General features: G+C 60.1%; 11 protein-coding genes and 1 pseudogene. 7 read left to right on the top strand and 5 right to left on the bottom strand.

Annotated elements, in window-relative coordinates; genetic code table 11:
* The first annotated feature begins 213 nt into the window (after positions 1-213).
* Positions 214-627, top strand: a complete 414-nt coding sequence (locus tag QJT78_RS43405; RefSeq protein WP_281460621.1) for an MBL fold metallo-hydrolase — start codon at positions 214-216, stop codon at positions 625-627.
* 79 nt (positions 628-706) lie between these two features.
* On the opposite strand, the gene QJT78_RS43400 is transcribed toward QJT78_RS43405, so the two are convergent.
* Positions 707-1,051 (bottom strand): hypothetical protein, encoded by a 345-nt coding sequence (locus QJT78_RS43400; protein ID WP_038943765.1) that lies wholly within the window; start codon positions 1,049-1,051, stop codon positions 707-709.
* Positions 1,052-1,402: 351 nt separating this feature from the next.
* Between QJT78_RS43400 and QJT78_RS43395 the strand changes: the two genes are divergently transcribed.
* On the top strand, positions 1,403-2,632 hold the full coding sequence (locus tag QJT78_RS43395) for a cupin domain-containing protein (protein ID WP_028153871.1): 1,230 nt from the start codon (positions 1,403-1,405) through the stop codon (positions 2,630-2,632).
* A gap of 365 nt (positions 2,633-2,997) precedes the next feature.
* Positions 2,998-3,987: an ABC transporter substrate-binding protein gene (locus QJT78_RS43390; protein ID WP_038943764.1), complete on the top strand. Its 990-nt coding sequence runs from the start codon at positions 2,998-3,000 to the stop codon at positions 3,985-3,987.
* A gap of 231 nt (positions 3,988-4,218) precedes the next feature.
* Here QJT78_RS43390 and QJT78_RS43385 read toward each other — a convergent pair whose 3' ends face one another.
* The 3 genes from QJT78_RS43385 to QJT78_RS43375 all read right to left on the bottom strand — a co-directional run bounded on the left by QJT78_RS43385 (position 4,219) and on the right by QJT78_RS43375 (position 8,970).
* Positions 4,219-4,974, bottom strand: a complete 756-nt coding sequence (locus QJT78_RS43385; RefSeq protein WP_240537631.1) for a ThuA domain-containing protein — start codon at positions 4,972-4,974, stop codon at positions 4,219-4,221.
* Between the two features lie 251 nt (positions 4,975-5,225).
* A complete protein-coding gene (locus QJT78_RS43380; protein WP_038943763.1) occupies positions 5,226-8,093 on the bottom strand; it encodes a winged helix-turn-helix domain-containing protein in 2,868 nt (955 codons plus the stop codon).
* A gap of 76 nt (positions 8,094-8,169) precedes the next feature.
* Positions 8,170-8,970, bottom strand: a complete 801-nt coding sequence (locus tag QJT78_RS43375; protein ID WP_028153874.1) for a LytTR family DNA-binding domain-containing protein — start codon at positions 8,968-8,970, stop codon at positions 8,170-8,172.
* A 120-nt stretch (positions 8,971-9,090) separates the two neighbouring features.
* On the opposite strand from QJT78_RS43375, the gene QJT78_RS43370 reads away from it, so the two are divergent.
* The 3 genes from QJT78_RS43370 (at position 9,091) to QJT78_RS43360 (ending at position 11,190) form a co-directional block, all read left to right on the top strand.
* Entirely contained in the window at positions 9,091-10,062 is a 972-nt protein-coding gene (locus tag QJT78_RS43370; RefSeq protein ID WP_028153875.1) for a prolyl oligopeptidase family serine peptidase, read from the top strand.
* A gap of 267 nt (positions 10,063-10,329) precedes the next feature.
* Positions 10,330-10,596, top strand: coding sequence for a hypothetical protein (locus tag QJT78_RS43365; protein ID WP_162136525.1), 267 nt, complete (start codon positions 10,330-10,332; stop codon positions 10,594-10,596).
* A 27-nt stretch (positions 10,597-10,623) separates the two neighbouring features.
* Complete coding sequence (locus QJT78_RS43360) at positions 10,624-11,190, top strand: hypothetical protein (RefSeq protein ID WP_038943761.1); 567 nt, start codon at positions 10,624-10,626, stop codon at positions 11,188-11,190.
* A gap of 404 nt (positions 11,191-11,594) precedes the next feature.
* Here QJT78_RS43360 and QJT78_RS43355 read toward each other — a convergent pair whose 3' ends face one another.
* A complete protein-coding gene (locus QJT78_RS43355) occupies positions 11,595-12,008 on the bottom strand; it encodes a hypothetical protein (protein ID WP_038943760.1) in 414 nt (137 codons plus the stop codon).
* A 634-nt stretch (positions 12,009-12,642) separates the two neighbouring features.
* On the opposite strand from QJT78_RS43355, the pseudogene QJT78_RS43350 reads away from it, so the two are divergent.
* Positions 12,643-12,831 (top strand): annotated as a pseudogene (locus tag QJT78_RS43350) (IS256 family transposase); the annotation flags it as partial.

Raw genomic sequence — 12,831 nt, 5'->3', positions numbered from 1 at the left:
GTAGTCTCGGTCATGGCGTATCGCTCTCCTCGAGAGGTTCTGGCAGGCTCGTCACCCGCCTCGATACGCCGCCTTCCTCACACCGTCATCACCCAGATTCCGCCATAGCTCTTTCCAGTGCTCGGATCGACGTTAGGCGGCTCATACGGGGGCAGCGGCGTGCGGCCCGATATAGGGCGCGTTGTGGCGGGTGGCGTTCGACTTGATGTCGGAGTGATTGACGCTGTCAAAGGCGATCCATCGGTGGTTTTGCAGCGCGAGGGAACAACAGTCACGGCACGGAAAATCCCGCATGGAAATATGCCAACCTTGGCCTATCGCGTGCAGACCGGAAATGTGTCGATCGTGTTTAGCTCCGACCAAAACGGCACCGATCCAGGCTTCGTCGAATTCGCAAAGGGCGCGAACCTCCTGATCATGCATCTTGCAATCGCGCCCGGTGCGAATGTTCCCTTGCACGCAACACCGGCAGTCGTCGGGCGCGTTGCCCAAGAGGCTGCGGTCAAGCAGCTCATCGTCAGTCATTTCGGTCTGTTTGAACTCGATGCCGCCATCGCTGATTTGCGAACCGCCTACAACGGGCCACTCATCGTTGGAGCAGACATGCAGTGTACGCCAGTGCTGTGAGACCCACGGTCCTTCGCTGGTTGATGTCCGGTTATGGCCCATAGCTGACCTGCCCGATCGGTTCAGCCGAGGACTGCTTTTAACCCAAAGCTGACCTCAAGCAGTTCTGGAGACAATTAGGCAAAAAGCCCGCATTGGTTATGACAGCACCCTTGGCAGCGCTCGCGACATCGGCCAAGTCGGAGTTCATCAATGTGCCGACGGAGTGATCGCCACCGTTAGCCGAGACCGGCATCGGCAATTTTCCAGTCTTCGCGAACAGCGCTTTGTTGTCCTCGCCGTCTTTAGTGAAGGCAGCAAACTGTCCGCTAAAGGCATCGTGGATGGCACCCGCACGAGCATAGAGCGCCGCATAGTGATCCCGCTTCTTTCGTCGATCGCAGCGGGGTTGGCTGACAGATCGTTGTAGAAGCGATCGCACCATAAAAGGTCGGATCCGAATCCGAAGTCCGCTTGTAGCCCATCGCGTTATTCCGGTTCGATGCGGAATTTGATCGCTACCGGAACTTAACGGACTCTCGCGAGCCGTCGCCTCGGCCGATCTATGGGTTCACGGCCTGGTTCGAAAACCGATACGGTTATCGAAGCATCGAGGCGGACAGTGCCAACGTTGGCGCTCGCCCTGCCGGAAGCCGCTGGAACTCGTGCTAACGAGAAATATCGAAGTGTACTGCTTTGATAGTGTGAACCGCTTCCACCGGACGACGCTCGGAGACGTCAGGCGCAGGTGTCGTGCGCAGAAGCATCGTAGCCTGGAATCATGGGAGAACCGAGCATGGATTCCATTTCTCGTCGCCATATGTTGGCAGCGACAGCTACCGGAGGTCTTCTAACGAGCGTTGGGCTGGCGCACGCGCAAACCACGGGCGACGCGATTCCTCAGCCACAGCGACCGGGTCACGGCGGCACCGATCCCGGTCCGCGCAATCTCATGCGGGATCGGCAGAACCCGGATCTGCTGGTACCGCCGTCGACCGATCATGGCACCTTGCCGAACCTGCGCTTCTCGTTCTCGGATGCCCATATGCGGCTTGAGCCGGGCGGCTGGACCCGCCAGGTCACGCAGCGTGAGCTGGGCATTGCCAAGTCCATGGCCGGCGTGAATATGCGCCTGAACGCGGGCGGTGTGCGTGAGCTGCATTGGCATAAGGCGTCAGAGTGGGCCTACATGCTCTATGGCACGGCTCGCGTGACGGCCGTCGATTCCGAAGGACGCTATTTCGTCGATGACGTCGGCGTCGGGGATCTCTGGTTCTTCCCGGGCGGAACCCCGCACTCGATCCAGGGCCTCGGCCCCGACGGCTGCGAATTTCTTCTCGTGTTCGACGATGGCGATTTCGACGAGGACAACACCTTCCTGCTCAACGACTGGTTCAAGCGCATACCGACCGATGTGCTGGGCAAGAATTTCGGAGTGCCTGCCTCGTTGTTCGGCCACACCCCCGATGAAAGCGAGCGTTATATTTTCCTGGCCCCGTTGCCGGGGCCGCTCGGATCAGAAGCCATATCGGGCGCAAAGGCGTCGGAGACGAGCTACACGTGGCGGATGATGGAGCAGGTGCCCATCAAGACGAAGGGCGGAACGGTGCGGATCACCGATTCCCGTTTGTTTCCAATCAGCACCACGACCGCAGCGGCCCTGGTTGAACTCGAACCTGGCGGATTGCGCGAGGTGCACTGGCACCCTAACGGAGACGAGTGGCTCTACGTCATCGAGGGACAGGCGCGCATGGGTGTGTTTGCCGGCCAGGGGCAGGCGCGCACATTTAATCTGCAGGCCGGCGACGTTGGTTACGTCCCGGTGGCGATGGGCCACTATCTCGAGAATACCGGCTCGACCAGCTTTCGATTTCTCGAGACGTTCAAAAGTGACCGCTTTATCGATTTCTCTCTCGATACCTGGATGGCGGCAACACCGGCGGGACTGGTGCAAGCCCATCTCAAACTCGATCCGAAGGTGATGAGCGCGCTGCGCACGAACAAGGCCCTGGTCGTGCCGGAATAGCCGCCTAAGTCGGAGTGCATCGACCTTATCGCCGCAAGCCAGCAGCGCTCAACTCGTTTGGGCTGATGGGAGTGAGCATGCTGGGCCTGGCGCGGGATTTCCTACCAGCAAGACCGAGTACAGCTCCTGGAAAGCTGAGGTACTTGTCAGCTTCTGGCCGATCCGCGAAGTGGCGACACCTTTCATTGAGGTCCGCTTGGTGGGGTGTAAGGTGGACTGACTTTACTAGCTCTGAGTTCTTCGCTTTCTGACCCGAAACACACCTCGACAGCTGCCCAACAGACGTCACGAAAGTAGCCCCGCCCCTCTCAGCGTGCTATGATTTGTCGCGACAAGTTTCCCTCTCCTGGGCCCGGAGTGGACACATGAGACGGCGCGAGTTCGTCACGCTATTTGGCGGCGCAGCGATTGCGTGGCCGTATGTCGCACGAGCCCAGACTCCGAGGAAACGGCCCGTTATCGGCACATTTGGATCGGGTACGCCAGCTCAGCGCAAAGGTTACGCAGCCTGGCCATCGTTCTTGAGGGGGCTGCAAGAACTCGGATACATCGAGGAGCGCGATTTTGACATAGCGTTCCGACTTGCCGCGTCTACCGAGAAGTTACCAGAGGTAGCGAGGGAGGTGGTTCAGCTCAGCCCCGATGTCATATTTGCCGCCGCCAGCGCCAATGCGCTTGCCGCCAAGCAGGCAACATCAACCATCCCGATCGTTGTTGCAGCGTTGGGAAACCTGACCGCGTTTGGATTGTCGGAAAACGATCTTCGCCGTCCAACTGGCAACCTGACCGGCATCATGCCCTACGTGCGTGGATTGCCTGCAAAGCAGCTTGAGATCGCGCGGCAAATCGTTCCCGGCGCGCAAAAAGTCGGAATCGTAAATGACACGAGCGACATCAAGGCAGCTCCGCAGTGGGACGAAATCAACGCCACCGCCGCGAAACTTGAAATCAAGATCGTCGGTGCGGATGTTCAGAGAACCGAGGATGTTGAACCCACGTTCAGAAGGCTTAAAGCGGAGCACGTTGATGTCGTCATCGTTCTGCAGGCGAACTTCTTACTCTTGGATCGGGCTCAGATCGCCGCTGCCGCAGCGGCAACTCGGCTCCCGACCCTTTATGGACACCGCGAACTCGTGGATGCGGGCGGGCTGATTAGCTATGGAATTGATCTTCGGGCATGCAATTATCGCGCTGCGACCTATGTGTACAAGATACTCAAAGGCACCCCCGTGGCCGATTTACCCTTTGAGTTCCCGACCCGGCTCGACCTCGTCGTCAATCTAAGGACTGCAAAGGCACTTGGTCTTACGGTGCCCGACATGCTGCTCGCCCGCGCCGACGAGGTGATCGAATAACGATCCAGAGTTGCCGCGGCTGCTCACGACCGGTTATGGCCCATCAGCGAAGTGACGACACCTTTCATCGAGGTTCGCTTGGGGGGGTGGAGCGGACTGATTTTGCTCACTCCGAGTTCTTCGCATCTTGACCCGGAGCGGAACTCGCAGACCAAGACGGTCCGAACCTCTGGCACGGACACCACCCAACGAATCCGGCGGTGGCGCAAATGCGAAGTGCCGCGGCGTCTACTAGGGCGACCTTCGCACAGACCACAGGATAGCGTTCGTGAGAATTCGCTGGTAGCGGGCGTCCTGCCAAACTGACGGCTCGTGGCCTAGCGCCGAATAAAATACTCGTCCCTCGCCATAGAATCGGGTCCAGGTGAGAGGCCAGCCATAGAATCGTTGATGTACGCCGGTCTTGCCAAGGTCCACCGAGCTTGGGTCGAGGCGCAGGAGCACGCGCGAACCACGATAGTCGAAGTCGCTGATTTGGTAGATCTCGTCCTCGACTTGCAACGAATTCCCGAGAAAAGCCACTAGGGGATCGCCAGGATCAACCACCTCGATCTTCACGGCCTGATGCCAGGGATGACCATTAAAGTAGCCGCCGACCAGATCGAGATAATCCGGCCAGGTGTAGAATGTGTCCGTCGCCGAATGAACGCCGAGGAACCCGCGGCCCGAGCGCACAAAGTTGAGAAGAGCTCGCTTTTGCGCGTCGTTCATCGGAAGTTCTCCTGACGTGTAGAACATCACCGCCGCGTAGCGCTCGAGGTTGTCGGTAGAAAATTCAGACGTGTCTTCCGTTGCAGTGACTTCAAAGACACCCGAATTGCTTCCGAGCTGGGTCAGGATAACCTTAGAAAGTGGTATGACATCATGCCGATAGCCGGCGGAGCATGTGAAATAGAGGATGCGCTCTGGCGGACGCTCCGCATGCGCGCCGAGTGGTCGGATTGCCGCCGCGCCCCCGAGGAGCGTGATGAACTCACGTCGCCTCACAATCGCCTCCGCCAAAACCAACCATGCGTTGAAGAAGCCTAGCACAGATCAGCCCGGTGCCGACCCTGGATCGCCCTCCGGCGTCCTATGCAATCTACGACTTCGTCTGTTCTCCATATTTGCTGTCTACATCGCTTCGCGACCTTATCGCCGCAAGCCAGCAGTGCTCATCTCGTTTGGGCTGATGGGAGTGAACATGCTGGGCCTGGCGGTGGCACCGACCTGCGCTCCCCTAGAGAACGGAGATTGGTTTAACTGAGATCACGCAAGAGACCTCTTGCCCGCTTAAGGTCGGCGGTGTCGAGACCTTCGATAAACCGGTCGTAAATCGGTTGTAGCAGCGCCTTCGCGTCAGCCGGTCGGTCCTGATCGCGAAACAACTGTGCCAAGCTTGTGGCGGCGCGTAGTTCCCAGGACAGAGCGCCTTGCAGGCTCGCCCACTTCAACGCCTGGTAAAACTGATCCTCGGCCGTCGCCGCGGCGCCGGGCGCACCTTGCAACAGCAGCAGTTCGCCCTTGATGCGCAGCAGCTCGGCGATGCTCAAGCGTTCTTCGGTCTCCTCTGCACGCGCGATCGCATCGTGTACCACCGAAAGTCCTTCGCCCACTTGCCCGACGCGCCCCAAGCCTTCCGCCATCTCACCAACGAACAGGAAATAGCGATGCGATGCGTTGACTTCGTCGCCGAGTTCGTCGATGCCTGACCGCAGCAGCGGCAATCCGCCGGGGGTATCTCCGCGCCTGATCGCAAGCAGTCCTTGATGGCTGCGGGCAAAGGCAACATAGCGCATCAGCGAATGCCTGGTCGAAAGGTCGATCAGCCTTGCCACGTAATGGTCTGCGACATCCATATCGCCGCTCCACAGCGCGATCGGGCATGCTGCGTTGGCGACGATGTAACACACCGAGTTGACGTGTCTGCTGGCAGCTGCCTCATGCAGGTATGTTTCGGTGACGCGCATTGCGCGATCCGGAAATCCCTGCAGCCATAGGGTCCGGCCCAGAAAGGCGCCGGCGGTCACCCGCTGGTTGCTCCGGAAACGGCTGATCCGCGACGTTTGGATGGGAGGAACATAGTGCGCGAGCATGCGTTCGAGGTGATACCGCGCGCTTGGTTGATCGCCGAGGCATTGCTGCGAGATGCCGATCAATCGCTCACCGATCAGCCGATCGTTGGAATTTGACCGGCTTGCCGCAAGGGCGCTGAATCGTTGCGCGGCGGTCAAGGAGGCGCGAAGGCGGCCGGCAACCCGGTGAAAGAACCACAGGCCCAGCAGCGACCGCAATTGGTGCTCGACATCGTCAAGCCTCTCTGCAAGCTCCAGCGCCTTTGTCCAGGCTTCGCCGAGCGCGGGAATTTTCGCGTCGGTGACAAATATCAGGGTCGTACCGAGCGCGGTATGCAGCTTCATCTCGAGGCGCGCGTCGCCATTGACGGCAGCCCCAAGGGCGGCGATCGCCCGCTCCACGCGGCCACGGCATTCCTCCAGCAACGACGAGTGGACGCATAGGGGTACTGCGGCCGCGGTCAGCCCCGCGCCAATCTGCACGTCACCGCCGGGTGAAAAGGCCCAACCCAGCGCCGCGCGCAGGTTGTCGATGTGCCGTCCATAGTCGCCCATCCAGTCGACCGTGGGGCGCATCTCCAGCTCCGCTTCAGCCCGCTCGAACAAGTCCCGGTAATATTCGGCATGGCGACGTGCGAGCCGTTCCCGTTCCCCGCTCTCGCCGAGCTTTTCAAGGGCATACGTATGGGTCGTATCCAATAAGCGGTAGCGCGCCGCGGTGGCATCGATTTCTGCCACAACGAGCGACTTCGAAACCAGACTGGAAATTCCGTCGACCACTTCCGGTAAAGCGATCCCGGCGCCCGTTACCACCGCGCAGATCGCCTCCAGGTCTATGGCGCCGGCGAAGACCGCCAGCCGGCGGAGGAGCACCAGCTCAGGCTCAGTCAGTAGCTCGTAGCTCCAATCGAACGTCGCCCGCAGAGTTTGGTGCCGCGGCAGCGCCGTTCGCCCTCCGGTCAGCAGCTGAAAGCGATCGTCAAGGTGAGCGGCGAGTTCTTCGACACCGAGTGCCGTGACACGTGCCGCCGCCATTTCAATCGCGAGCGGTATGCCATCAAGACGCCGGCAAATCGCCGCGATCGTCTTTGCCCGATGACCATCCAGAACCGCCCCTGGCTCGGTTGCCCGTGCACGTTCGATGAATAGTCTGACGGCGCCGTATTCCAGGAGATCGTCCGCGTCCGCCGTCGGAATCGAGAGCGGCTGCACCCAGTAGACCTGCTCCCCCTCGGCCCGGAGCGGCTCGCGACTGGTTGCGATGATTTGAGCCGAGGATCCGGCTCGCAGCACGCCCTCAGCCATCCTCGCCGCGGCGTCGATCACGTGCTCGCAGGTGTCCATCACCACCAACAAGCGCCGCGCCGCCAGTGCCAGCGCCACGCGCTGCGTCGAAATTTCACCTCCGCCGAACTTGAGCCCGATCGCGACAGCGAGCGCTATGGGAACCAGACTGGGATCAGCGAGCGGCGAGAACTCGGCCAGCCACACGCCCTCTGGAAAATGCGGCAGCAGTTCACGGGCGACCGCGAGTGCGAGCCGTGTCTTGCCGATCCCCCCTGCCCCGGTCAGGGTGACGAGCCGGCGGGCACGGACAAGCTTCGAGATTTCCTCGACCTCGGCGGTGCGACCGATCAACGCCGAAGCCGGCCGCGGCAGGTTGGTCGACGCTAATGGCTGCGCCGATGCACTTTCCTTCGGGTAGAGTGGATGTCCCGGTCCGGTTGCTGGCCGCACGGTCCAGATGCCGAGCAGGCGATAGCCGCGGCCGGACACCGTCTTCAACAACTCCCGATCGGCGCCGAGCGCCTTGCGAATGGCGGATATATGAAAATGGAGCGTGTTTTCTTCGACCGTCACAACCGGCCACACCCGATCGATAAGGTCGCGCTTGTTGACAAGCTCGCCGCCCGACTGAACCAGAATCTCCAGAATCTCGAATGTGCGGCTCCCGATCGGAACGGAAACACCTCGGGACCGCAACTCACGCTGGGTAAGATCGATCTCCCACCCGTTCGACTCATAGACGGCTCGTAGGCCTTGCTCGGCCATCACGGCCTGCCCCGTCGGTTGAGTAATCCTAAGAAAATCTCAGCATCAGATCAGGGAACCGCTCCAGGAAATCAGCTTAAACGTTGGTCTGGGCAGTGGGCAAGGCCGTCGAACTCTCGTTCGTCAACCAGCCCGCCTCCCGCACAATGGCGACGGCTGACCGGGCGACGGGGGCCGTGATTCCATTGACGAGCTGCAGTCGCAGATTGCGGCCCTCGGTAACGGCCCGCACAACCGCCTTCCTCGCGACCCACCAGGAGCGATGTACCTGCAGGCCATCGGCATTTTCGAGCGCCATCATCGCCTGGTTGAGCGTCGCCAGTACAAGGCGAGAGTTGCCGGCGGTATGGACGCGTACATAGTGGTCCTCCATCTGCAGGCAAAGCACCGCGGAAGGTGGCGCACCGAGTAACCCGAAAGCAGTTGGCGGCGCTTCGCCGGCTTCCTTGGCCTGTTGCCGGCGATGTAACCGGGCCTGCATGAGAAGGGTGAAACCCAGCACAATCGGCAAGGCGGTGATCAGCCCCTGCAAGTACCAATCGAGTGGTCGCAAGATTTTCAGGAAAGGCCATATCGATACGGCGATCGACACGACCCAGATCTGGAATGGCGCGTTCAGGATGACGACGCCGAGGAAGATCGACATCCAGGTCATCGCCGGGTTCAGGCGGAGCCGCAGCACCACCCGGATGAGCGATCCGAAAAGGAGGATTCCGGGTAAGAAGCAAGCGAGTTGAAACACCACGCGCTGCCAGGTCGGTCCGTTCAGATAGCTGCCAAACGGTCCGATCAGGCCGAAAAAGATGGCGCAGACGCTCGCGATCGCGAGGTCAACGGCCCAATCCCGCAGAAAGTCACTCCGGCGCGCTTCACTCATAAGGCCATTATAGTGGCGGTTTGCCCGCCGGCGAACCCATTCGCCCGTTGGCGAACAATTGCTGGCGCAGGCCGGTGCCGTTTGCTGGATCCTTGGCGCCCCAATGGCCGAGAGGTTCCCATGCGCTACACGATTGCATATTTTTTCGCCGTACTCATCGCAGTCATCGCCGGCCGGGCCGACGCCGCGGTCGGGTTCCGGCATTTCAGCATCGACGATCCGCAAGGCCCACCTGTCGAGGTGGGCGTCTGGTATCCGACCACGATGACCCCGAAGCTGGAGGCGGTCGAGACTGATCAACAGATGGTCGCCCGCGACGCGCCGGTTGAGGGCACCGGTCTTCCGCTGGTGGTCATATCGCACGGTCACGGAGGTTCCTATGCCGGGCACCTCGACACCGCCACGGCCCTGGCCAATGCAGGGTTCGTCGTCGCCGCTCTTACGCATAATGGCGATAGCTGGCGCGACCAAAGCCGTCCTACCGAAATCTGGGAACGGCCACGGCAATTGAAGCTGCTCACGGATTACATGCTGGGCGCGTGGAGCAACCACGGGCGCATCGATGCCAATCGCGTTGGCGCGTTCGGCTTCTCGGCTGGCGGCTTGACGGTGCTAGCGGCCGCCGGCGGCGAGCCGGACCTTCGGACCCTTCCGAGTCACTGCAAGGCGCATCCCGCCTTCGAAGACTGTCAGATCATGGCAGAGCACCCGTTGCTGCCGGATACCAATATCGTCTGGACCCACGATCCGCGAATCAAGGCGGTGGTCTCCGCCGCGCCCGCTCTCGGTTTTGCCTTCGGGACCAACGGTCTGGCGGCTGTCCTCCAGCCGGTACAGCTCTGGCGGGCCGAGGATGATCAAGTGCTACCACACCCCTATTATGCGGAAGCCGTTCGGCTCGCTTTGCCGACGCCACCCGAGACGCACGTCGTCGCTGACGCCGGGCACTACGACTTTCTGAAGCCGTGCTCCGCGGACCTGGCAACCCGCATGCCTGCAATCTGCACGAGCAAGCCAGGCTTCGACCGCCCTGCGTTTCATGAGCGCTTCGATCGCGACATCGTCGCCTTCTTCAAGCGGACGCTGCAGTAGCAGGTTTCGAAGTGGGATGTCCGTTCTTGGCCGTTAGTCGGCATTCCCGCGCTCAGAGCGAACGACCCCTCGTGACCCCGAAGCGGACATTACGGATATTGGTGGCCGTGGAAATCGACGAGACTCAATGCTCAGCTCCTGAGTTGCAAGCGGAACGACGCAAAGCATGAAGAGCGGCACAGAGTCGCTGCCCCATGTGCCCCGAGCGACATCCGAACAACCGGAGAATTGCGTTTTTCACAGCGCATTCGGTCAGGACAGCTGACAGTGCGCGCTGCGTATTCCGGGCATGACGCTGACGTTCGCCGCGTTCCACGCTATTATGCCAATATTCCAGGTCGTTCGGTCGAGCCTTGTATTGAGGTCAAAACCGATGATTGGAGCCACCATCCCCACATACTTCGTCAGTCCAAGGCGAAGCATCAAGAAAGCATCATCACGTTGACGCTCGGCGCCGGCGTGCAAACTCGATTTGACAGGAGAAAGCATACGCAGGTCGATTTCAACTCGCGGCAGTTCACGGCGGAGACCTGAACCGCCGCTTGATCTAAGGAGGCACTCATGAACTCCATCAACGTGCGCATAGCCCCCACAGTCATCGCAGCGATAAGACTCACCAAAGCAACGGCTTTTGCTGCAGCGCTCGTGTCCTTTGCCCCCGCGGCTGTCGCGGGAGAGCCGATCGAAAAGAAGGGGACTACTCCTTATGTGACGCACTTTATTTTTCGGCCCTTGATGAGCATTGACACCGCCGAACTCGGCAAGGCCACTACGCTGGAGGCGGTCGGGACCACTCAAAACATGAAGGGAGAGAAGATGCTGGACAAGATGTCAGCACGCTGCCTGGCGCTGAACGTCGCGTCCGGAGACAAGAAATACATTGACGGCGCCTGCGTGCTCGCCGACAGCGACGGCGACAAGATTTTCTCGACCTTCGATACTCGAGACCTCGACAAGGTCCAGCCGAAGATGGATTGTGGAACGCATATCATCACCGGCGGCACCGGTAAGTATAAGGGCATCACCGGAAGCGAACCATTTGCGTGCATAGCTATGCCTGCGCTGGCTGGCTCTGGCGATTATTTTGCGATGGACATCCCGCACAACACGTCCTGGGAAATCAAATGATCCTGAACCCGATGTCGCCGTAAGGATGGTTGTTGAGGCGGCCATCAATCGCTGAACGAGAGCCTAGCCCACCACAGCTGGGCTCTTCTTCTGTTCGTAATTTGGGTCAGATGGTCCGCTTGTGGCCCCAAGCGGTCGACCCGGCATGTCCGCTAGATGTCCGCTCCTTGGGGGTGAAGCAGACTTGATATTCTCAGCTCGAGTTCTTCCGGGTGTGACCCGAAGGCGAAGTCGCCGCTGTCCGTATGCATGTCCGTTAATGGGGGGCTGAGCCGACTCGTTGTGCTCGCGGCGAGTCTTTCCGTTGATGAGTCGGCCCATCGCCTAGGTTGCTGTATCCAATATATCGCTGAGCGACGCGACCGATCATACGTCCGACGGCAGTGGATAGCATTGTTGCCTGATCAGTCATTCGCGCCGACGTCCGTAAAAAGGAATCCCGCCGGCGTCTTGGTAAAGACGAAGATGAGCTCGCCGCAGAAGACGAAGTAATTGTCATTGTTCTCTTGATCGCGATCGTAGACGGCCTTGCCGCGCTGGATACACGCGCGATTTTTCGGCGTGAACGAGGTCGGATAGGTCTTGGCGCGAAATTGCGCGGCGTCGCGAATTGCGCTGTCGTTCATGAACGGCAATCGTGTCATACCGGCGACGGCGGCGGAATCGTTTGTCCTCAGCGCCGCGCGAAACTTCTCGATGAAGCCATCGAATTCCTTCTGCAAGGCAGGAGAAGCGACGGCTTTCTTCGGCGCCTGGGCCACGGCTGGAGCAAGGTTCACGAGAGCGGTTACGAGCATAATTCTCAGCAAAAATCCCACGGGTCGGCTCCGTCCATCGTCCAATCAAGGTCTTCCGACCGATCCAAATCCGTGGTGTTCTGTTGCGTCAAGGACTTTCTGGCTCGCCGGCGCAGCGTTAACCCCGCCCAGGCGTGGACCAATAGCATTTGCCGGAGCATGCGCTGGCATGTTTTGCCGCGCTCGCTTATGGCCCTTAGCCGAAGGTCAATTGAGCGCGTGTCATGTCGGCTGTCAGGGCAAACCGGACGCCGATACAGCTTGGCGCCCACTGCTGCTTTTGACCCTAAGCGGTCATCAGAGGCGGACAACCAACGATACCGGCATGGACGCTTCGTTCCAACTGTCTTAGGTTCAAGCCGCAGGTAATCTACAGGCGAGCATGGAAGAACGCTCCTCCGGCAATTCTAAAGAGCGCGCGAATAATCGCTCCATTACGCAACCGTTAATATGGTGGTTCGTTCTAGCCCTTATGGCGCTAGTTGCGTCACAAGTCATGCGGCTGCATCAACATCAAGCGTTAAGTTGGCTTCTCTGGGACTATGCGGGTCGGATCACGAGCTATGGCGGAATCTGGGTGATGACGGTGTGAGGAAGGCGGCGTATCGAGGCGGGTGACGAGCCTGCCAGAACCTCTTGAGGAGAGCGATACGCCATGACCGAGACTACCAATGTTCTTGCTTTCCGTCAGCCGTCCGCGGTTGATGATCCACTGACCGATATCGTTCGAGCGGGCGCGCGGGACCTGCTTGCCAGGGCGATCGAGATCGAGGTTGGCGCGTTTCTGGCCAGCACGGCCAATCTGACGCTGCCCGACGGTCGAGCGCGCCTGGTCCGACATGGG

The sequence above is a fragment of the Bradyrhizobium sp. Mp27 genome (assembly GCF_029953005.1).
Taxonomy (GTDB): Bacteria; Pseudomonadota; Alphaproteobacteria; order Rhizobiales; family Xanthobacteraceae; genus Bradyrhizobium; species Bradyrhizobium barranii.
This window is presented reverse-complemented; position numbering and strand designations above follow the sequence as displayed.

Excerpts from the sequence above, each read along its gene's own strand:
- QJT78_RS43395 (WP_028153871.1), top strand. The coding sequence starts at position 1,403 with ATGGATTCCATTTCTCGTCGCCATATGTTGGCAGCGACAGCTACCGGA.
- QJT78_RS43400 (WP_038943765.1), bottom strand. The coding sequence starts at position 1,051 with ATGGTGCGATCGCTTCTACAACGATCTGTCAGCCAACCCCGCTGCGAT.
- QJT78_RS43390 (WP_038943764.1), top strand. The coding sequence starts at position 2,998 with ATGAGACGGCGCGAGTTCGTCACGCTATTTGGCGGCGCAGCGATTGCG.
- QJT78_RS43380 (WP_038943763.1), bottom strand. The coding sequence starts at position 8,093 with ATGGCCGAGCAAGGCCTACGAGCCGTCTATGAGTCGAACGGGTGGGAG.
- QJT78_RS43360 (WP_038943761.1), top strand. The coding sequence starts at position 10,624 with ATGAACTCCATCAACGTGCGCATAGCCCCCACAGTCATCGCAGCGATA.
- QJT78_RS43375 (WP_028153874.1), bottom strand. The coding sequence starts at position 8,970 with ATGAGTGAAGCGCGCCGGAGTGACTTTCTGCGGGATTGGGCCGTTGAC.
- QJT78_RS43370 (WP_028153875.1), top strand. The coding sequence starts at position 9,091 with ATGCGCTACACGATTGCATATTTTTTCGCCGTACTCATCGCAGTCATC.